Source organism: Nocardia sp. NPDC058705, assembly GCF_042749305.1.
Taxonomy (GTDB): Bacteria; Actinomycetota; Actinomycetes; order Mycobacteriales; family Mycobacteriaceae; genus Nocardia.
On sequence record NZ_JBHYRN010000013.1, the window covers coordinates 142,286 to 161,291 of the forward strand.

19 protein-coding genes are annotated in these 19,006 nt (G+C 66.0%); 5 read left to right on the forward strand and 14 right to left on the reverse strand.

Features of this window, described 5'->3' with window-relative positions; translation table 11 throughout:
- Window positions 1-29: 29 nt before the first annotated feature.
- The 12 genes from ACFW6D_RS17405 to ACFW6D_RS17460 form a co-directional block, all read right to left on the reverse strand.
- Window positions 30-515, reverse strand: a complete 486-nt coding sequence (locus ACFW6D_RS17405; RefSeq protein WP_379329240.1) for a h domain protein — start codon at window positions 513-515, stop codon at window positions 30-32.
- Window positions 512-1,315, reverse strand: coding sequence for a hypothetical protein (locus ACFW6D_RS17410; RefSeq protein ID WP_379329242.1), 804 nt, complete (start codon window positions 1,313-1,315; stop codon window positions 512-514). The genes ACFW6D_RS17405 and ACFW6D_RS17410 overlap by 4 nt, the downstream gene beginning before the upstream one ends.
- Complete coding sequence (locus tag ACFW6D_RS17415; protein WP_379329244.1) at window positions 1,312-2,715, reverse strand: MCE family protein; 1,404 nt, start codon at window positions 2,713-2,715, stop codon at window positions 1,312-1,314. Before ACFW6D_RS17415 ends, ACFW6D_RS17410 begins: the two co-directional genes overlap by 4 nt.
- The gene (locus ACFW6D_RS17420; protein ID WP_379329246.1) at window positions 2,712-3,914 is read right to left on the reverse strand and encodes an MCE family protein; all 1,203 of its coding nucleotides are present in this window, start codon (window positions 3,912-3,914) and stop codon (window positions 2,712-2,714) included. Before ACFW6D_RS17420 ends, ACFW6D_RS17415 begins: the two co-directional genes overlap by 4 nt.
- Window positions 3,911-5,173, reverse strand: a complete 1,263-nt coding sequence (locus ACFW6D_RS17425; RefSeq protein ID WP_379329248.1) for an MCE family protein — start codon at window positions 5,171-5,173, stop codon at window positions 3,911-3,913. Before ACFW6D_RS17425 ends, ACFW6D_RS17420 begins: the two co-directional genes overlap by 4 nt.
- Entirely contained in the window at window positions 5,170-6,237 is a 1,068-nt protein-coding gene (locus ACFW6D_RS17430) for an MCE family protein (protein WP_379329250.1), read from the reverse strand. The genes ACFW6D_RS17425 and ACFW6D_RS17430 overlap by 4 nt, the downstream gene beginning before the upstream one ends.
- Window positions 6,230-7,258 (reverse strand): MCE family protein, encoded by a 1,029-nt coding sequence (locus ACFW6D_RS17435; RefSeq protein WP_379329252.1) that lies wholly within the window; start codon window positions 7,256-7,258, stop codon window positions 6,230-6,232. The genes ACFW6D_RS17430 and ACFW6D_RS17435 overlap by 8 nt, the downstream gene beginning before the upstream one ends.
- The gene (locus ACFW6D_RS17440; RefSeq protein WP_379329254.1) at window positions 7,255-8,457 is read right to left on the reverse strand and encodes an MCE family protein; all 1,203 of its coding nucleotides are present in this window, start codon (window positions 8,455-8,457) and stop codon (window positions 7,255-7,257) included. The genes ACFW6D_RS17435 and ACFW6D_RS17440 overlap by 4 nt, the downstream gene beginning before the upstream one ends.
- Window positions 8,458-8,461: 4 nt before the next feature.
- On the reverse strand, window positions 8,462-9,313 hold the full coding sequence (locus ACFW6D_RS17445; RefSeq protein ID WP_379329256.1) for an MlaE family ABC transporter permease: 852 nt from the start codon (window positions 9,311-9,313) through the stop codon (window positions 8,462-8,464).
- Window positions 9,313-10,077 (reverse strand): MlaE family ABC transporter permease, encoded by a 765-nt coding sequence (locus ACFW6D_RS17450; protein ID WP_379329258.1) that lies wholly within the window; start codon window positions 10,075-10,077, stop codon window positions 9,313-9,315. Before ACFW6D_RS17450 ends, ACFW6D_RS17445 begins: the two co-directional genes overlap by 1 nt.
- Before the next feature lie 325 nt (window positions 10,078-10,402).
- On the reverse strand, window positions 10,403-11,305 hold the full coding sequence (locus ACFW6D_RS17455) for a 3-oxoacyl-ACP reductase (protein WP_379329260.1): 903 nt from the start codon (window positions 11,303-11,305) through the stop codon (window positions 10,403-10,405).
- Between the two features lie 43 nt (window positions 11,306-11,348).
- Window positions 11,349-11,537, reverse strand: a complete 189-nt coding sequence (locus tag ACFW6D_RS17460; RefSeq protein WP_379329261.1) for a ferredoxin — start codon at window positions 11,535-11,537, stop codon at window positions 11,349-11,351.
- Between the two features lie 186 nt (window positions 11,538-11,723).
- On the opposite strand from ACFW6D_RS17460, the gene ACFW6D_RS17465 reads away from it, so the two are divergent.
- From ACFW6D_RS17465 to ACFW6D_RS17475, 3 genes are all read left to right on the forward strand, one after another.
- Window positions 11,724-12,917: an acyl-CoA dehydrogenase family protein gene (locus ACFW6D_RS17465; protein ID WP_379329263.1), complete on the forward strand. Its 1,194-nt coding sequence runs from the start codon at window positions 11,724-11,726 to the stop codon at window positions 12,915-12,917.
- 16 nt (window positions 12,918-12,933) lie between these two features.
- Window positions 12,934-14,166 carry an acyl-CoA dehydrogenase family protein gene (locus tag ACFW6D_RS17470; protein WP_379329265.1) on the forward strand — a complete coding sequence of 411 codons (1,233 nt, stop codon included), beginning with the start codon at window positions 12,934-12,936 and terminating at the stop codon, window positions 14,164-14,166.
- Window positions 14,167-14,234: 68 nt separating this feature from the next.
- Complete coding sequence (locus tag ACFW6D_RS17475) at window positions 14,235-14,369, forward strand: hypothetical protein (RefSeq protein ID WP_379329267.1); 135 nt, start codon at window positions 14,235-14,237, stop codon at window positions 14,367-14,369.
- Here ACFW6D_RS17475 and ACFW6D_RS17480 read toward each other — a convergent pair whose 3' ends face one another.
- Window positions 14,370-15,041, reverse strand: coding sequence for a TetR/AcrR family transcriptional regulator (locus ACFW6D_RS17480; RefSeq protein WP_379329269.1), 672 nt, complete (start codon window positions 15,039-15,041; stop codon window positions 14,370-14,372).
- Between the two features lie 99 nt (window positions 15,042-15,140).
- On the opposite strand from ACFW6D_RS17480, the gene ACFW6D_RS17485 reads away from it, so the two are divergent.
- Window positions 15,141-16,319, forward strand: coding sequence for an FAD-dependent monooxygenase (locus ACFW6D_RS17485; RefSeq protein WP_379329271.1), 1,179 nt, complete (start codon window positions 15,141-15,143; stop codon window positions 16,317-16,319).
- Window positions 16,320-16,375: 56 nt separating this feature from the next.
- Here ACFW6D_RS17485 and ACFW6D_RS17490 read toward each other — a convergent pair whose 3' ends face one another.
- Window positions 16,376-18,019 carry an acyl-CoA synthetase gene (locus tag ACFW6D_RS17490; RefSeq protein WP_379329273.1) on the reverse strand — a complete coding sequence of 548 codons (1,644 nt, stop codon included), beginning with the start codon at window positions 18,017-18,019 and terminating at the stop codon, window positions 16,376-16,378.
- 79 nt (window positions 18,020-18,098) lie between these two features.
- Between ACFW6D_RS17490 and ACFW6D_RS17495 the strand changes: the two genes are divergently transcribed.
- The gene (locus ACFW6D_RS17495; protein WP_379329275.1) at window positions 18,099-18,881 is read left to right on the forward strand and encodes a crotonase/enoyl-CoA hydratase family protein; all 783 of its coding nucleotides are present in this window, start codon (window positions 18,099-18,101) and stop codon (window positions 18,879-18,881) included.
- The last annotated feature ends 125 nt before the right edge of the window (window positions 18,882-19,006 follow it).

Here is a 19,006-nt window from a genome sequence, read left to right on the forward strand (position 1 = left end):
CTGTCCAGTTGCGTGGGCGCTCTGTGGGGTCAGATCGGGGTGACTTGGGCGACCAGCCAGCGGTTGTCGGACTTGTCGAGGGTGACTCGGACGCGGCTGCCCGAGGTGGTGCCCTGGGGGGAATCCTTGCTGGTGGTCAGCTGGTTCAGGTACAGCAAGACGACGGCGTGCTCCGGCTCCGCGGAGACCACACCCTCGGCCTGGGTGGTGGCCTTGACGGTGAGTTGCTTTTCCTTGGCCCCTGGTGCGATGGCCTGCTGGATCAGCTTCAGGTACTCGGCCCGGAACTCCTCGGTGAGATTGTCGGCAGCCCTTGGCAATTCGGTGTCGACGGTGGCCGGCTCATAGGTGAACATCGCGCTCACCGTGCGACTGGCGGTGCTCATCGCGTCGGTGCGTGCCTGCTCGGTCTTGTCCTGCTGCCAGAGTCGAAAACCACTGATACCCAGCACGATCGCCGCGATCAGACCGGCCGCCGCGAGGGCGCTGAAGACAATCTTGATTCTCGTGCTCATCCGACGAACTCCACTTTCGACACGGTCATCCCGGAATCGCCCTTCGACACGGTGACCCGGAATCGGTACTGCCGCGACTGCGGTTCAGCCGAACCCGTATTGCTCACCGTCTGCTTCGCGGCGACCAGCACCTTCGCCGAGTTCTCGTCGACGGACTCGATCCCCGACTCGACGACCTCGCCGCTGGAGACCACCTTCGCCTGCTTCACCACATCCATGAACGGATCGACGCGACCGTCGAACTCGGTCTTGAACTCCCCCGAGGCCACCGACAGGATCCGGTCGATGTCCTCCTTGGCGGAGTCGGCGCGGATGGTGGTCAGGTTGATGACCGCCTGACGTGCGGTCTGCGTGTACTGCGCGCGCAGGTCCTCTTCCTGACCGGCCGAGCGGGCGGCGAGCGCGGTGAAGGTGGCGCCGACGACCAGCGCCAACACCAGCACCGCGGCGGCCGCGAGCCCGATGATCTGACCGAGCCGCGTCAGCTTCGCATCTTCTTCGTCGAGGTCCGAATCGTCGTCGTCCTCGTCCACCACTTCGGCCTTCGTCAGCTCCACAACAGCCGTGTCGACATCAGCACCCTTCGTCAGCCCCACGACAGCCGTGTCGACATCGGCGCTCTTCGTCAGTCCGACGACAACCGTCTCATCCTCTTTCGCCGCCACCGCGGACTTCCCCAGCTCGACCGAGACAGCGGACGGTACCGTCACTGTCGGCTCGACGACCACCCCATCCCCCACCGGCGGACCCGCCGACCGTGCTGCCCGCCGACGCGGCCGACGATTGCTGTTCTCACTCATCGTTGCTGCTCCTCCAACATCGCCTGCCAGCTGGCCGGGACAGTCCCCGAGCCGTCGGCGGCGATATCACCTTGGCGGTACATGCGTCCGTCCGGACCCAGATAGCTACCGGTGGACGGATCGTAGGGGCGCGCGGCGGCGGGGGTGACTCCGCCGGTGGACGCGCCGGTGGGGGCCGAGGCCGGGGCTACCGGCTGCGGCGCGCCGAACGGCGGGTTGGTGCCCTGCGGCACGTACCCGGTTCGGCACAGTTCGGGAGTGGGCGCCCGGACACCGGGATACTCCATGCACGGGGTGTTGCGGATGCCGCGCACTTCGATCGGAGAATCCTGAGCCACCTTGCAGTACAACCCTTCCGGGGTATCGATCGGGGTGAAATCGCTCGGCTCACGCCACTGGTCCGCGGGCAGGAAGCCGGTCGTGCAGGCGGGCGGGTCATTGACAACGGTCATGAAGTCGACCATGACGCCGTACTGGGTGGGCCCGCGAATGATGGTTTTCAACGCCGCGATCAACGGCGGGAAGACAACCAGAAGCTGTTCGATACCAGCGTGATACGTCACCCCGACCTGTCCGAGACCGACTAGGTTGCTCATCAGCAGCGGCAGGGTCGGGCGCAAACTCTGGAACTGCTCGTTCACCTTCTGCATCGCGGAAGGACTGTGGTGCAACAGGTTTCGCAGCGATGGATCGTGCGCGCGCAGTTGATCGGTGACGATGGCGAGATCTGCTGTCCAGGAACGGATGTCGGCTTCGGTCTGGATCTGCGTGTCCAGCAGTGGGCCGATCTGATCGAGCAGCTTCTTCGTCGGCTCCACATCGGTCTCGGCCTGCTGCACCAGCAGGGCCGCCGAGTCGATGAACCGCTGAAGGTCGGGGCCCGCGCCGTTGAACGCCTTGAAGGCCTCGTCGATCACCTGACGCAGCCGCGTATCGGCGACGGTGGAGAGCAGCTTGTCGGTCTGATCGAGCAGCGACCCGACATCCTGGGGCAGCTTGGTGCGCTGCACCGGAATCACCGACCCGTCGCGCAGATCGCCTGAGCTGGAACCATTTTCGGGCACCAGGTCGACGTACTGCTCACCGATCGCCGACACGCTGCGCACCCAGGCGGTCGAGTCCGACGGCACCTTGTAATCGCTGTCGATCGACAGATCCGCTTCGACCCCCGCCGCGGTGAGCCGCACCGCCTCGACTTTGCCGATATTGGTGCCGCGATAGGAGACGTTGGCGGTCGGGTACAGCCCGCCCGTGGCGGCGAGTTGCACCGTCACGTTGTAGCGACCGATCCCGAGCATCGCGGGGATCTGCACATACATCCCGCCCATCACGACCAGACCGATCACGGTGAGTACCGCGAAGATCGCGAGCTGAACGTGGACGAACCTCGTGAGTTTCATCGTCCCGCCCCTTCCTGGCCTGGCAGCGGCACGGTGATTCCGGGGATGGCGGGCAGGCCGGGAATCGACGGCAGCCCGGGTAGCGAGGGCGCCGGTGCCTCCGGAAGTTTGGTCGGGTCACCCGCATCGGTCGCCGTCGAAGGCGCGAAACTACCGATCACGCCCTCCACGCCGCCGAAGCGCCCGCCCAGTGGGGTGCCGGTGAGCCAGTTGCTGTCGAGGCGCTTGCCGGTCATGTCGACGGTGATGAACAGATTGAGGTAGTCACCCTTGATCGCGTTGCCGATGTTCTTGATCGGGAACGGGAAGGTCGGCAGGATCCGCAGCGAGTCGATGAGATTGGTGCCGGTGTTGGCCAGGGTTTCCAGCACCGGGCCGAGGCTGGCCAGGTTCGCCTTCAGGTCGGCGCCGCTGGTCTGGATGACCCGCTCGGTGACATCACCGAGCTCGCCGAGCGCGGTGACTGCCCTGGTGATGTTGGCGGTGCGGTCGGCGAGCGCGGTCAGCGCGGGGTGGATCTCCTCGATCGCGCGGGCCAGCACGTCCTGCTGGTCGGCGAGGTTGCCCGCGAGCCGGTCCAGGCCGTTCATCGCGGCGATGATGTCGCCGGTCTGCTTGTCCAGGCCGGTGGTGAGGGTGTTGAGCTGGGGCAGCAGGTCGGCGATTTCGGCCTCGCGTCCGTTGAGCGCCGCGTTCATCTCCCTGGTGATGGTCTCGAGCTGGGCGATACCACCACCGTTGAGCACGACCGACAGCGAGGACAGCACCTGCTCGGTGGTCGGATACGCCCCGGCCCGCTCGAGCGGGATCACGTCGTTGTCGCGCAGCTGCCCCTGGGCGGCTGTGGTGGTCGGTGCGGACAGTTCGATGTGATTGCTACCGAGCAGGCTGGTCTGGCCGATCTTGGCGATCGCGTTGGCGGGCAGCTTCACCTCGGGATTCAGCGACACCGTGACCAGCGCGTGCCAGCCCTCGACATCGATCCCGGTGACATTGCCGACCTCGACGTCATCCACTCGCACCGGCGAATTGCGCGTCAGCGTAGTGACATTCGGCATTTGAATCCGCACCGTGTACGAACCCGGCGCAGTGCCTTCGGAGCCCGGCATGGGTAGCGAGTTCAGTCCGTCCCATTGACAGCCGGTCGCGCCGAGCGTCACCGCGACGCCCACCGCCAGCCCGGAGAATATCCGCTTCACCGCTGTCCTCCTGGAACCGTAAGCCCGGCAAGACCATTCGGCACAGTGATCGGAGCCACCACAGGCGGCGCATCCGGTTCTGCCTGCCCGGCCAAGCTCGGCGGGCTGTAGGTCAACTGGTCGGGGAAGGCCGTCACACTACTGGCCGGGTTGAGCATGATCGGCGCGTAGTTCATCGCCAGCGAACTGATCACCGGGGCAAGGAATTCCGCGCACAGGTCCGCCGACCGGTCCGAGTCGTTGTGTTCGAGCGCCCGGATGGAACCGCAGAGGAAGCTCAGCGGGTTGGCCGTATTGTTCAGCGACACAGCGCCGGTGAGCGAACCCTGGGCGGGCTTGTAGATCTGGTAGAAGTTCACCAGCGCGGTCGGCGCGGAATGCAGCACCCGTTCGATTTCCGGCCGCTTGTCGACCAGGGTCTGGGTGACGTCGGCAAGCTTCTCGACACCGACGGTGAGTTCGGCGCCGCTGCCATCGAGGAAGCGTTTCACATCCGCGAGCGCTACATCCAGGCTGTCGAGGCCCGCACCGAGTTCCTCCGAAGCACCGGCGAGTACCGAGGCCACCGAGGCCAACCGGCCGCCGAACTGCACGATCTGCTCGTTGCTCGCCGAGAGCACCTCGACGAACTTCTGTAGGTTGCGGATGGTGCCGAACAGGTCGGTTCGCCCGTCGGACAACGTATTCAGCGTCGCCGACAGTTCGCGCAAGGTGTCACGGAACTTCTGGCCGTTGCCGTCGAGGTTGTTCGCGGCGGTGTCGACGAAGCGGCCGAAGGACCCCTGCGGGTCGTCGCCGACCGGGCCGAGAGCCGTTGCGAGGTTGGACAATTCGGCTTTGATGTCGTCCCACTCCACCGGCACGGCGGTGCGCTCGATCGGGATCTGCGCGCCGTCGGCCAGTTTCGGGCCACCGGTGTAGGCGGGCGCGAGCTGGATGAACCGGGCAGACACGAGCGAGGGGGCGATCAGCACAGCACGCGCGTCGGCGGGCAGGTCGACGCCGCGATCGACGGTCATCCGCACCTGCACCCGACCCTCACCGGGCTCGATCGCATCGATCGTGCCGATCCGCACACCGAGCATCCGCACCTCGTCACCCGCGTAGAGACCGGTGGTCGAGGCGAAAGCGGCGGTGACCTTGGTCTTGCCGATGCCGAGGCCGGTATAGATCCCGACCGCGACCAGCGCGGCGATCACCACCGCGGCGACAGCCATGATCCAGCGCGGCACGCCACGCACTTTCGAGGCAAGGTTCATCGCGGCGGATCTTCCTCGGAAGGCACGATGGCCGGCGGCGCCGGATGCGTGAAGACGTCGATCAGGTCCTGCGGCAGGTGCTCGGGCCAGACCAGCGCGTCCACCAGCAGTCGCAGCTCGGTGCTCGTCGCGTTCACCACGTAGGCGTTGAACCACGGGCCGTTGCCGACCTGCTCGCCCAGCGCCGAGGCGTAGGGGCCGAGGTTCTCGAGCGCGCTCGACAGGTTCTCCTTGTTGCGCTGCAACAGGGCGAGGACCGAATTGAGCCGGTCCAGCGTCGGTTTCAGCTGCGCCTCGTTGTCGGCGACCAGCCCGGACAGCTGTTTGGCGACCGAGTCGACGTAGACGATCAGCTGGTTGATCGCGGCGCGCCGGTTGTCGAGTTCGCCGAGCAGATTGTTGCCGTCCAGCAACAGGGCGTTGAGCTGCGAACTCCGGTCGGCCAGAATCTTGGTGACGTTCTGCGCCCGGCCGAGCAGATCGGTCAGCGCCTGGTCACGGGTATTGATGCTGCGCGAGAGCGCGGTGACACCGTCGAGGGCGTTGCGCAGCGGGCCCGGTGTGTCGGCGAAGGCGACCGAGAGCGTGTCCAGGGTCTGATCGACCTGGTCCATGTCCAGGTCGCGCACGGTCGCGCCGAGGTCGGACAGCGCCTCGTTGAGCGAGTACGGCGAGGTGGTCCGGTCGAGCGGGATGGTGTCGGAGGTACGCAGCGCGCCCTGTCCGGTCGGCACCACGTCAAGGGACTTGCGGCCGAGCACCGTGTTGGTCTTGATCGCGGCAGATGTCTTCTCGCCCAGCACAATCGACTCGTCGAGAGTGAACTTCACCAGCACCTTGGGACCGTCGAGCGACACCTGGTCCACCTCGCCGGAGCGCACACCCGCGACGTGCACCGGGTCGCCCGGCACCAGCCCACCCGCGTCGACGAAATGCGCGGTGAAGGTCGCGCCGGAGCGGATGAACGGCAGCTTGGTGTACTGCAGCGTGGCAAGGGAGATCGTCACCACCAGCACGATCCCGACGATGCCGATGGTGGCGGCCGAGGACTTCTTCTCACTCATTGGGCGTACACCTTCCGGTCGCCTGCAGGCCCGGCATCTTGACTTCCATCGGCTGGCCGTTCGGGCCGTCGATCAGGAAGTTGGTGCCACAGATGTAGAGCTGCAGGAACGAGCCGTAGGCGCCGATCCGGACGAGCTGCTTGTAGGTTTCGGGCAGCTTGCCGAGCACCCATTCGATGTCGTCGGAGCCGTTGTCGAGGTTGGTGGCGAGCCTGCCGGTCTGCTCGATGGTGTTGCGCAGATCGGGGCGCGCGGTGGTGAGCAGATCGTTGAGTTCCTGTGTGGCACCGGCGATTCGCGGCAGTGCGGCGCCGATCGGATCGCGTTCGGCGGCCAATCCGCTGACCAGGCGTTGCAATTCGTCGATCGTGGTGGTGAATTGTTCGTCGCGATCGTCGATGGTGGCCAGCACCGTGTTCAGGTTGTCGATCACGCTGCCGATCAGGGCGTCCCGATCGGCCAGGGTCTTGGCGAAACTGCCACCACTGTTGAGCAGTGAGACCAGTGTGCCGCCCTGGCCCTGGAAGATCTGCAGCAGCGCCGAGGTCAGGTCGTTGACCTGTCCCGGATCGAGGCCACGCAGCAGCGGCTTGAAACCACCGAGGAGCAGGTCGAGATCCAGCGCGGGCGAGGTCTGCTCCTTGCCGATGGTGGAGCCCTCGGGTAGCTCGCGCGCCGAGCCGGGGCCTTCCTTCAGCTCCAGATACCGGTCGCCGACCAGGTTTTCGTACTTGATCGCCAGGCGGGTGCTCGAAAGCACGGAGTACTTGGTGTCCACGTCGAATTCGACATGCGCGAGATCGTCGTCGCCGACTTTCACCGAGGTCACCGAGCCGACCGGCACACCCGCGATCCGCACCTTCGACCCCGGCAGCATGCCAGAGGAGTTGGTGAACACCGCCTTGTAGCCGTTCTCACTGGAGAACCGTGCCTGACTGAGCACGATCGCCAGGCCCGCGAATACCAGCGTCATCACCACGGTGAAGATCGCGAGTTTGACCGTCGTCGCCGTGTTCTTCACCGTGTCACTCCCGGCAGCCCTTCCAGCAAGAGCTGGAAAACCTTTGGTGCGCTGTTCAATTCGGGCGAACCGGTGCGCGGCGTGTACGGCGCGCCCTGATTGGTATCGGTCACCACGTAGTTCGCGTGGCTGTCGGGCACTCGGTCGAGGATGCCTTCGCAGTGCGGTCCGCCGGTGGCGTTCACCTTGGGTAGGTCGTCGGGATAGGTGTAAGGCTTGTCGCCGAACATGAAGTTCGTGTTCATGCCGACACCGGGCAGGCGACCGCCGAACATCTCCTCGGCCACCGGCATCAACGGGCCGAGGCCGTCGATGATGCAGGTCAGTGCGGGCGCGTACTCGAACAACAGGCTCGTCGTCGGCCGCAGCAGATCCAACGCGGTGACGAGCTGGGTTTCGTTCTCCCGCAACACCGCCCCGGTCGTGTCGGACAACCCGATCACATTCACCAACACCTCATCGAGCTGAGCTTGCAACTCCGACAGCGTCTTCGAGGTGACCGTCGCGTTGTCCACCGTGCGCAACAGCGCACCGGAGGCATCGGCGTAGATGTCGGTCACCTGAGCCGTCTTGTCCAGATCCTGTTGCAGCGTAGGCAGATACGGATTGATCTCGCGCAGGTAGTTGTCCGAGCGGACCAGCAGCTCGCCGAACTTGTCGCCGCGCCCCTGCAGCGCGGTACCGAGCGCGGTCAACGTGGCGTTGAGCTTCTCCGGTTCCACCTGGGCGAGCACATCGGACAGATGCTGGAACAGCGTGTTGAACTCCACCGTCACCGCACTCGCCGCGACCGTGCTGCCGGGCTTCAGCGAACTCGACGAAGGCTTCTCCGGCACAACGAAATTCACATACTTGGCGCCGAACACCGTGGTCGAACGGATATCGACACCCGCGTTCGACGGCACCAGCTTCAGCTGTTCGGGGTCGACCTCGAGCAGTAGCTGCGCACTGTCATCACGCCAGTTGATCTCCGCGACCCGGCCGATCTCGACGCCACGCACCTTCACCTTGGCGTCGCGGTCGAGCACCAGGCCCGAACGCGGCGCGTCGACCAGCACCTTCGCGGTGGCGGTGAACGCGCCTTGGAACATCGCGAACGCGAAGGCCACCAGCCCGACGAGCAAGCCGACCATCGTGAGCGCGGCGAGCTTGCGCCCGAGTCCGCCCTGTAAGGCGGTGACGATCCGTGCAGTGTTCATCACGCTATCCCGAGAGGTGGAAGTTGCCGGAGGTGCCGTAGATGGCCAGCGAGATCAGCAGTGTCACCGTGACCACCGCGATCAGCGACGACCGCACCGCGTTACCGACCGCGACGCCGACGCCGACCGGGCCGCCCGCGGCGTGGAAGCCGTAATAGGTGTGGATCAGCATCACCGCCAGCGCCATCACGATCGCCTGCGCGAACGACCAGAGGATGTCGCTCGGAATGAGGAACGTCGAGAAGTAGTGGTCGTAGACGCCGCCGGACTGCCCGTAGATCACCACGGTCGCGAAGCGGCTGGCGATGAACGAGGCGATCACGGCGAGTGCGTAGAGCGGCACGATCGCGATCATGCCCGCCAGCACCCTGGTCCCGACGAGGAACGGGATCGGCCGGATCGCCATCGACTCCAGCGCGTCGATCTCCTCGGCCACCCGCATCGCGCCCAGCTGGGCGGTCGCGCCCGCGCCGATCGTGGCCGCGAGGCCGATGCCGGAGATCACCGGCGCCGCGATGCGCACATTGATCAGCGCGGCGAAGAAACCGGTAAGCGCCTCGACACCGATATTGCCGAGCGAGCTGTAGCCCTGCACCGCGATGGTGCCGCCCGCCATAAGCGTCAAGAAGCCGACGATCACCACGGTGCCGCCGATCACGGCCAACGCGCCACTGCCCATGCTGATCTCGGCGATGAGCCGGATGGTTTCGGTGCGGTAGTGCACCAGTGCGCGCGGCACCGAGCCGAGGGCCTTGACGTAGAAGATCGCCTGATTGCCAAGGGAGTCGGTCGATTTCGACACGCGTTCGAAACGGCGGACCGTGCGCGGGAACTTGCTGCGAACGATGAACGCCATCACCGCACCGTGAATTTCAGGCCGATCGCGGTGACAACCACATTCACCACGAACAGCGCCATGAATGCGAAAACCACCGTTTGGTTCACCGCGTCACCGACGCTCTTGGGTCCACCTTTGACACCGAGTCCGAGATAACAGGCGACCATTCCGGCGATCAGCCCGAACAAACCCGCCTTGACTTCGGAGATGATCAGTTCGGGCAGATTCGTCAGCAGCGGAATGCCGTTGACGAACGCGCCGGGGTTCACGCCCTGCAGGAAGACCGAGAACACGAAGCCGCCGACGATGCCGATGGTGCACACCAGGCTGTTGAGCATCAGCGCGACGAACATCGAAGCGAGCACCCGCGGCACGACCAGCCGACTGACGGGGTCGATGCCGAGGACTTTCATCGCGTCGATCTCTTCGCGAATCGTGCGTGCGCCCAGGTCGGCGCAGATCGCGGTGGCGCCCGCGCCCGCCACGATCAGCACCGTGACGATCGGGCCCACCTGGGTGACGGCGCCGAACGCGGCCGCCGCTCCGCTGAGGTCGGCGGCGCCGATCTCGCGCAGCAGGATGTTGAGGGTGAAGACCACCAGCACCGTGAAGGGGATGGCCACCAGCAGCGTCGGCACGATCGAGACGCGGGCCACGAACCAGGACTGGTCGACGAATTCGCGCCATTGGAACGGCCTGCGGACGGCGGCGCGCGCCACTTCCGCGCCGAGTTCGAAGAATCCGCCGACCGCCCGCAACGGGACAGCAAGGAGGTTGTTCATTGCGAATCCTCCTCAATCGACGGGCGGACCGATGTGTCCGCGTACCCGTACTTCACCGCCACCCCGATCTGAAGACTGCCCAAAGACTAGAACACGTTCCCGGTAATGTCTGCCATTTCGAGCGAGTTGGACCAGGACTTTTTCTCGTAAATCGCCGTCAAAACTGAAACGGATGCTTATCGGTTCCGTTTGCCTTCCTGTGAGCCGCCACACACTCCGACGCTCATGTCTACCAACACCTGGACCGGTGATCAACACGACAGTGGAGGCGGATTCAGCGTCGGACGCGGTGGGCCAACATCGGGCAAACCGTTCAGTAGCCGCCTCAGCCCAGATCGCGCAGGGCGCGGGCCGAGAAGGTGTGATCGGCGGGACGCTCTGCGAAATAGCCACCGAGGGTGGCGGCGAGGTCGGCCTCGGACCATTCGGCGCCGTCAGCGTCGAAGCGCTGCTCGACCGTCGGGGCCGCCATCAGTGCCACCATCGGTCCGTAGACGACGAAAACCTGACCGTTGACTGCGTCGGCGGCGGGCGAGGCAAGGTAGGCGACGAGCTTGGCGACATGTTCGGGTGCCAGCGGGTCGACCACGTCGTCGGGCGCCTGTTCGAAGACCGCCTCGGTCATCGCGGTCCTCGCCCGGGGGCAGATCGCGTTGGCGCGCACGCCGTACCTGGACAGCACGCGCGACGCGGTCAGCGTGAGCGCGGTGATGCCAGCCTTGGCCGCACCGTAGTTCGCCTGACCTTCCGGCCCGAGCAGGCCCGCCTCCGAGGAGGTGTTGACCAGCCTGCCGTACACCGGCGCGCCCGCCGCCTTCGACGCCGCGCGCCAGTAGGCGGCCGCGTTGCGGGTGAGCAGGAAGTGTCCGCGCAGGTGCACCGCGATCACCGCGTCCCAGTCCTCGTCGGACATGTTGAACAGCATGCGATCTCGCGTGATGCCCGCGTTGTTGACGACGATGTCGAGGCCGCCGAGGGATTCCTGCGCGGTCGCGACGAGCGCGTCGGCAGTGGCCCGTTCGGCGATCGAGCCGCCGACGAATTCGGCCTTGCCGCCGAGTTCGCGGATCGCGGCGATGGTCTCGGCGGCCGCGTCCTCGGTGAGGTCGTTGACGACCACCGCCGCGCCCGCCGACGCCAGCGCGAGGGCTTCGGCCCTACCGAGCCCGGCGCCCGCGCCGGTCACGACGGCGACACGGCCCTCCAATGAAATCTGCGTCACACTCATTCGGCCGACTCTAGAACGTGTTCCACCATCCGACAAGAGGCGATCACGCCAACCTCAGCGCGGCCTTGGGGCACTGCGCCACGGCTTCCTCGGCGTCGGCGAGGCGATCGGGCTCGACATCACCCTTGGCGACGGTCAATTGATCGTCGTCATCGAGTTCAAACATGTCAGGGGCGATTCCGACACAGACGCCGTTCGCTTCGCACCGGTCGAAATCGACGATGATCTTCATGAGAACTTCCTTCCACACGGTCTTGGCGACACTAACCCAGACAGCCGCGTGCGCGGAGCGGAACGGACGCCGAATCACGCTCAATACTGGAACATGTTCCAGTTCGTATGCAATGATCGGTTTCGGCGGGGCTCACCCCCTGCGCCCCGCCACCCGACTTGTCAGCTCGACACCGAGGTAGGAAGCATGCGCGTCGCGTATACGCCGCAGCAGGAAGAATTGCGCGCCGAGCTGCGCGAATATTTCGCGAAGCTGATGACGCCCGAGCGGCGCGCGGCACTGAGCATGCAGACCGGTGAATACGGTGCGGGCAATGTCTACCGCGAGGTCGTGCGCGAGATGGGCCGCGACGGCTGGCTCACGCTGAGCTGGCCCAAGGAGTACGGCGGCCAGGACCGCACCACGATGGATCAGCTGATCTTCGTCGAGGAAGCCGCCATCGCGGGTGCGCCGGTGCCCTTCCTGACGCTGAACTCCGTGGCGCCGACCATCATGCAGTACGGCACCGAGGAGCAGAAGAAGTTCTTCCTGCCGCGCATCGCCGCCGGTGAACTGCATTTCGCCATCGGCTATTCCGAGCCAGGCGCGGGCACCGACCTTGCGGCACTTCGTACTTCGGCGGTGCGCGATGGCGATGACTACGTGATCAACGGTCAGAAGATGTGGACCAGCCTCATCGCCTACGCCGACTACATCTGGCTGGCGGTGCGCACGGATCCGAATGCCAAGAAGCACAAGGGCATCACGATGCTCATCGTGCCGACCGACGCCGAGGGGTTCTCCTGGACGCCGGTGCACACGATGGCCGGGCCCGACACGAGTGCCACCTACTACCAGGACGTGCGGGTGCCCGTCTCGTCGATGGTCGGGCCGGAGAACGGCGGGTGGTCACTGATCACCAACCAGCTCAATCATGAGCGGGTCGCGCTGACGTCTGCCGGGCCGTTGTCGCTGGCGGTGGGGCAGACCGTGGAGTGGGCTCGTTCGGCTACTGGCCCCGATGGTGTGCGGGTGATCGACCAGGAATGGGTGCGGCTGAATCTGGCTCGTGTGCACGCGAAGGTCGAGTACCTCAAGCTCCTGAACTGGGAGATCGCCAGCCGCGCCGATCAGGGCGGTGAGGCCGCGCCGAAACCGTGGGACGCCTCCGCCTGCAAGGTCTACGGCACCGAACTCGCCACCGAGGCCTACCGCCTGCTGATGGAAGTCGTCGGCCCGCACGCCTACCTGCGCCAGGACTCCCCCGGCGCCGTCCTGCTCGGCCGACTCGAGCGAATGCACCGCGCCGCACTGATTCTCACCTTCGGCGGCGGCACCAACGAGGTGCAGCGCGACATCATCGCCATGACCGCCCTGCGCCAGCCCGCCTCCGCCCGCTGAAAGCCGGTATCTCCCCATGGATTTCACCCCCACCGAAGCCCAGACCGACCTCGCCACCCTGACCGGAGAGATCTGCGCCAAACTCGTCACCGCCGATCGCCTGCGCGAACTCGATGTTCCCGGACGCTTCGACGAGCAGCTCTGCAAGGCCCTCGCCGACACCGGCGTGCTCGCGGCGGGCCTGCCAGAAGCATTGGGCGGCAACGATTTCGGCATGCTCGAGCAGACGGCTGTGCTGCGCGAACTCGGCCGTGTCGTCGCCGCGGTGCCCTACCTGTGGTCAGTCGTCCTCGGCGCTGGTGCGCTGGCGAAGTTCGGCGACGCCTCACAGCAGCAGCTGGCAGCGCGAGCAGGCGCGGGCGAGATCGTGCTCACCGCCGCACTCGCCGAGGAACTACGCGCTGCCACCGATGCCCCGGGCATCCTCGCCACAGCCGCTACCGAGGCCGACACTGCGGACACATCTTTCGACATCGGCGTCGGCGACTCGATCGACAGCTCCGCCGCATTCGCCGATCCCATCACGACTGTCGGCGCCCCCACCGTCGCTGATGCGGAGGGCAGGGGCGGTACCGGCTGGCCCTGGACGCTGACCGGAAGGGCGACCACCGTCCCTCAAGCGGACCGCGCCATGCGAATCCTGGTGCCAGCCAACATTTCCGGCCGTACAGCGGTATTCCTGGTCGACCCGACCCACACCTCGGTCACCCGCACCGCACAGCAGGTAGTCGACCTCTCCCCTGAATTCCTCGTCGAATTCACCGACACCCCAGCCGAATTGGTCGGCACCATCGAAACCGGCGCCGGTATCCTCACCTGGCTACGCGAACACGCCTGGCTCGGCCTCGCCGCCCTCCAACTCGGCACCCTCGAACGAGCCCTGGAACTCACCGCCGAACACACCCGCACCCGCGAACAATTCGGCAAACCCCTCGGCTCCTTCCAAGCAGTAGCCCAACGCCTCGCCGACGCCTACATAGAAATCGGCGGCCTCCGCCTGACAGTCACCCAGGCAGCCTGGCGACTCTCGGAAAACCTCCCCGCCGCCGAGTCCATCCACATCGCCAAATTCTGGGCCGCCGAAGCAGGCCACAAGGTCGCCCACACCGCCGTCCACATCCACGGCGGCCTCGGCATCGACCGAGACCACATCACCCACAACTACTTCACCGCCGCCAAACACCACGAATACGCCCTCGGCGGCGCCACCCCCCACCTCCTCGCCCTCGGCGCGGAACTGGCGCGCTAGCCCTCGACCCCAGATAGACCCGTGCGAACCACTTCGCACGGGCCTATCTGCGTCGGTACGGTCCAGCTATGACCGATGCGACATCGCCCGCGCACAGCGAACGACCCACTGAACCCCGAGTCGCCGAGGTTCAGGTGATCGCGTTGTCGAAAGCGTTCGCCGCACGCCACCGCGAGTTACTGAACCGTCTCGGCAAGGAATGACTACTCACCCTCGGCAGCAGTCGCGCGGTCAGCGAGCCGCCGATTCAGCTCGCCGCTGACGTCCAGCACTATGGCAGCCGCTTCATCGAACAGTTCCGCGCGGTCGCCCGAGGTCAGATACGTCTGCAGGATGGGGGCGATGTCGGTGACGATCTGCCGCGGCGTGAGCGACACCACCGGGGGCAGTCGCAGGATGTAGCGGCACAGGGCCAGGCCGAGCAGCTGGGTGACGATGAGGCCGGCGCGGCGGGGGGCGTCGGCGGGGGTGCCGAAGCGCAGGACCGCGGGCAGCACCTGGTCGGCGAAGATTTCCCGGAAGCGGGTGGCGACGGCTTCGTCGGTGATCGAGGAGCGGAGCAGGATCAGCAGGACGGTGTTGTCGCCTTCCTCCCAGATGCTCAGGAAGCGGCGAATCAGCAGCTCGCCCATGGTGTTCGGGTCCGCGGCACTGAGGTCGGGGAGGTCCAGGTCGATCTGGGCGGCGGCGGCGAAGAGCCCGTCCTTGCTGCCGAAGTAGCGCATCACCATCGAGGGGTCGATCCCGGCGTCGGCGGCGATCGCGCGGATGGTGGCCTTGGCGTAGCCGTCGGCGGCGAAGCGGGCGCGGGCGGCTTCGAGGATGGCGGCCTTCGTCGCGTCGGAGCGACGGGTGGGAGTCTCCTGGTCAGGCATGTCAACGATTGTAGGCCAACAGCTGTTGACTTTCACGCGCAGTCGGGTTTACCGTTATGCCTACAAGCGTTGGCAAACAAGCGTTGACCAGGAGTCGAAATGGCCGCCATCTCACTGCCCGAAGCCACTTCCGTCGTTATCGTCGGGGCGGGGCCCGCCGGCCTCACCGCCGCGATCGTGCTCGCCGAAGCCGGGGTCGATCACGTGCTCATCGACCGACTCGGCGAGGGCGCCAACACCTCTCGGGCCGCGGTGGTGCACGCCAGGACGCTCGAGGTGCTCGATGGGCTCGGCATCGCGGGCGAACTCGTCGAGCGTGGGATCAAGGTGCCCACCTTCAAGCTGCACGATGGGGCGAAGACGTTGGCCACCATCGAATTCGGCGATCTGCCCACCGCGTTTCCGTACACGCTGATGGTGCCGCAGGATGTGACCGAACAGGTGCTTCTCGACCGGCTGCACGAGCTGGGCGGGACGGTGCACCGACCGCTGACAGTCACCCGCGTCACGGACGAAAACGGCAGCGTCACTGTCGAATACGCGGATGCGAACGAGCAACTCGGCACGATCAAGGCGGATTACGTGATCGGCGCCGACGGCATGCACAGCGTCGTTCGCGAGCAGGCGGACATCGGCTTCACCGGCGATACCTATCCGGCGTCCTTCATCCTCGCCGACGTCCGTATGAGCTGGCCGACCCCGCGCACGGAAGTGTCGCTGCACCTGTCCCCTGAAGGCGTCACCGTGGTCGCGCCCCTTCCTGATACGGCGAACAACCGCTACCGTGTCGTCGCCACCGTGGACGAAGCCCCGGAGCACCCCACCCTCGACGACATCCAAACCCTGCTGAACGCCCGAGGCCCCGCGGGCGAGATCCGCGTGGACGAGGTCCTCTGGAGCTCCCGCTTCCGCGTCCACCACCGCGTAGCCGACCACTACCGCGCGGGCCGCGTCTTCCTCGCGGGCGACGCCGCCCACGTCCACAGCCCGGCAGGCGGCCAGGGCATGAACACCGGCATCCAGGACGCCGCTCTGCTCGCCACCCTCCTGGCGAAAGTCGCGGCGGGCGAGCCGGATTCAGTCCTCGACACCTACGAAACCGTTCGCAGACCGATCGCGCTCGAGGTCGTAGCGTTCACCGACCGCATGACGAAAATGGCCACCCTCCAGTCCGCGCCGGTCCGCACCGCCCGCAATACCGCGATGCGCGTGCTCACCCGAATCCCCCTGGTACGCACCAAGTTGGCCTACCAACTGTCCGAACTCGGCAACCGCTGACACTCGTCACCCCGCTCGGCGACGCTGCCGGACGGGGTGACGAGTAGATCGTGGGACTAGGCCGAACCCGCTTCGGCATGTTCGTCGGCGGGTCGCGCTTCGGTCTGCGACTTCGCCCACCGGTAGTCCGGTTTTCCGGCGGGGGAACGCTTGATCTCGTCGACGAACCACAGGCTGCGTGGCTGCTTGTAGGACGCGATCTCGCCGGCGAGGACGGGCTTCAAATCGGCCAGGGTCGGTCGGTTTTCGCCGCGGCACTGGACGACCGCGCAGACCCGCTGGCCCCACCGCTCGTCGTCGACACCGACTACCAGCGCGTCGAAAACATCCGGGTGAGCCTTGAGGGCACCCTCGACTTCCTCGGGGTAGATCTTCTCGCCGCCGCTGTTGATGCTCACCGAACCGCGGCCGAGCATCGTGACCGAGCCGTCCTCCTCGACGCGCGCGTAGTCGCCGGGGATCGCGAAGCGAACCCCGTTGAACTCCTTGAACGTCGCGGCCGACTTGACCTCGTCCTTGTAGTAGCCGAGCGGGATGTGTCCGCTGCGCGCCAGCAGGCCGACTTCGCCGGAACCCGGCTTCACCGGATTGCCTTCCTCGTCGAGCACCTGGGTGGCCGCGTCGATCTTCACCCGGGGGCCGCCGGTGTGGGTGGCACCCTTGGCGACCAGGGAGAGTCCGCCGAAACCGGTCTCCGAGGAGCCGATGGAGTCGGAGATCATCCGGTTGGGCAGTACCTCGAGGAACTTGTCCTTGAGCGAGGGCGAGAACAGCGCCGCGCTGCTGGCGAGGACATACAGGGTCGAAAGGTCGTAGGGCTCACCGGTTTCCGGGTTGCCTTCGGCCAGCGCGTCGAGCATCGGCCGCGCCATCGCGTCGCCGGTGATGAAGATCAGGTTGATGCCGTGTTTGTCGACGGCCTGCCACACACCGTGCCCGCTGAACTCGGGGATCATCACCGCCTTGCCGCCGCCGAACAGGCTGTGGAAGGTGGCCCACTGTGAGCCGCCGTGGATCATCGGCGGGATCGGGAAGCGCACCATCTGCGGGTTGGCAGCGCCGATCTTGGCCAGCTCCCATTCGTCCTTGGTGTATTCGCCGGTGACGAAGTTGATGCCGGCGCCGAGCACCCGCCAGACGTCCTCGTGGCGCCACATCACGCCCTTGGGCAGGCCGGTGGTGCCGCCGGTGTAGAGCATGTAGATGTCGTCGGGCGAGCGTTCCTCGAAGTCGCGTTCGCCCGACGAATCGGCCAGCGCCGCTTCGTATTCGACCGAGTAGTCGGGGGTGTCCGCGGAGGTGCCGTCGTCGACGACGATCACCGTCTTCAGCCCGGGCACCTTGTCCCGAACCGCCGCCACCTTGTCGGTGTAGCGGCGCTCATGGATCAGCGCCACCATGTCGGAGTTGTCGAAGATGTGCAGTAACTCGTTCTCGACATAGCGGAAATTGACATTGATCATCACCGCCCGCGCCTTGAAGACGGCCACCATCGCTTCGACGGCCTCGACGGTGTTGCGGGAATAGATTCCGACTTTGTCGCCGGGACGCACACCCTGTTCCAGCAGGTAGTGGGCCAGCTTGTTGGCCCGCTCCTCCAGTTCGGCGTAGGTCGACTCTCGATGTTCGCCGACCAGCACGATCCGGTCGGGCATCAAGTCGACGGCATGTTCGACGAGATCGGCTATGTTGTAGCTCACAGAGTCAAAAATAGAACGTGTTACTGTTTCTGACAAGGTTTTCGGCGAATGCGACCGAACGTTGTGAGGAGATTTTCAGATGGCCCACTGTCTGGTCGAGAAGCGTGACCACGTTCTCATCGTCACCATGAACCGCCCCGAGGCGCGCAACGCCCTGTCCGGGGAGATGATGGCGATCATGCGCGACGCCTGGGACCAGGTCGACAGCGATCCCGACATCCGCGTCGCGATCCTCACCGGCGCGGGCGGCGCGTTCTGCGCGGGCGCCGACCTCAAGGCGATGACCACCCAGCACCCCGGCGATTCCTTCTCCGGCGGCGGCTGGGACCTGTCCCGCATCGACGCCCTGCTCAAAGGCCGCAGACTCACCAAGCCCCTGATCGCCGCGGTAGAAGGCCCCGCCATCGCGGGCGGCACCGAAATCCTGCAGGGCACCGACATCCGGGTAGCGGGCGAGAGCGCCAAATTCGGTGTCTCCGAACCCCGTTGGGGCCTGTTCCCCCTCGGCGGCTCAGCCGTCCGCCTGACCCGTCAGATCCCCTACACCGTAGCCGTGGATCTCCTGCTGACCGGCCGTCACATCAAGGCCCCCGAAGCCAAGGAAATCGGCCTCATCGGCCATGTGGTCCCCGACGGCACCGCCCTGGACAAGGCCCTCGAACTCGCGAACATGATCGCCGCAAACGGCCCCCTAGCCATCCAAGCCATCCTGAAAACCATCCGCGACACCGAGGGCATGCACGAAAACGACGCCTTCAAGGTAGACGCAGAACTCGGCGCCGCGGTCTTCAAGTCCGCCGACGCAAAAGAAGGCCCCAAAGCCTTCGCAGAAAAGCGCAAACCCACCTTCACCGGCACCTGATCCCGCCCTAACCGCACGCCCACCCCCCACGGCCACCCCCACGCCCGACCCCTAGGGAGGGCCGCCGCGCAGCGGCGTAGCGGCCCGGCCGCGAGTTAGCCGCCGTTGCGTCCGAGGCGAAGCCT

What these genes read in the sequence shown, in the direction of transcription:
- ACFW6D_RS17415 (WP_379329244.1), bottom strand. Translation starts at nt 2,715, where the DNA reads ATGAAACTCACGAGGTTCGTCCACGTTCAGCTCGCGATCTTCGCGGTA.
- ACFW6D_RS17405 (WP_379329240.1), bottom strand. Translation starts at nt 515, where the DNA reads ATGAGCACGAGAATCAAGATTGTCTTCAGCGCCCTCGCGGCGGCCGGT.
- ACFW6D_RS17485 (WP_379329271.1), top strand. Translation starts at nt 15,141, where the DNA reads ATGGCCGCCATCTCACTGCCCGAAGCCACTTCCGTCGTTATCGTCGGG.
- ACFW6D_RS17480 (WP_379329269.1), bottom strand. Translation starts at nt 15,041, where the DNA reads ATGCCTGACCAGGAGACTCCCACCCGTCGCTCCGACGCGACGAAGGCC.
- ACFW6D_RS17465 (WP_379329263.1), top strand. Translation starts at nt 11,724, where the DNA reads ATGCGCGTCGCGTATACGCCGCAGCAGGAAGAATTGCGCGCCGAGCTG.
- ACFW6D_RS17430 (WP_379329250.1), bottom strand. Translation starts at nt 6,237, where the DNA reads ATGAGTGAGAAGAAGTCCTCGGCCGCCACCATCGGCATCGTCGGGATC.
- ACFW6D_RS17410 (WP_379329242.1), bottom strand. Translation starts at nt 1,315, where the DNA reads ATGAGTGAGAACAGCAATCGTCGGCCGCGTCGGCGGGCAGCACGGTCG.
- ACFW6D_RS17425 (WP_379329248.1), bottom strand. Translation starts at nt 5,173, where the DNA reads ATGAACCTTGCCTCGAAAGTGCGTGGCGTGCCGCGCTGGATCATGGCT.
- ACFW6D_RS17455 (WP_379329260.1), bottom strand. Translation starts at nt 11,305, where the DNA reads ATGAGTGTGACGCAGATTTCATTGGAGGGCCGTGTCGCCGTCGTGACC.
- ACFW6D_RS17440 (WP_379329254.1), bottom strand. Translation starts at nt 8,457, where the DNA reads ATGAACACTGCACGGATCGTCACCGCCTTACAGGGCGGACTCGGGCGC.
- ACFW6D_RS17475 (WP_379329267.1), top strand. Translation starts at nt 14,235, where the DNA reads ATGACCGATGCGACATCGCCCGCGCACAGCGAACGACCCACTGAACCC.
- ACFW6D_RS17460 (WP_379329261.1), bottom strand. Translation starts at nt 11,537, where the DNA reads ATGAAGATCATCGTCGATTTCGACCGGTGCGAAGCGAACGGCGTCTGT.
- ACFW6D_RS17445 (WP_379329256.1), bottom strand. Translation starts at nt 9,313, where the DNA reads ATGGCGTTCATCGTTCGCAGCAAGTTCCCGCGCACGGTCCGCCGTTTC.
- ACFW6D_RS17470 (WP_379329265.1), top strand. Translation starts at nt 12,934, where the DNA reads ATGGATTTCACCCCCACCGAAGCCCAGACCGACCTCGCCACCCTGACC.
- ACFW6D_RS17495 (WP_379329275.1), top strand. Translation starts at nt 18,099, where the DNA reads ATGGCCCACTGTCTGGTCGAGAAGCGTGACCACGTTCTCATCGTCACC.
- ACFW6D_RS17450 (WP_379329258.1), bottom strand. Translation starts at nt 10,077, where the DNA reads ATGAACAACCTCCTTGCTGTCCCGTTGCGGGCGGTCGGCGGATTCTTC.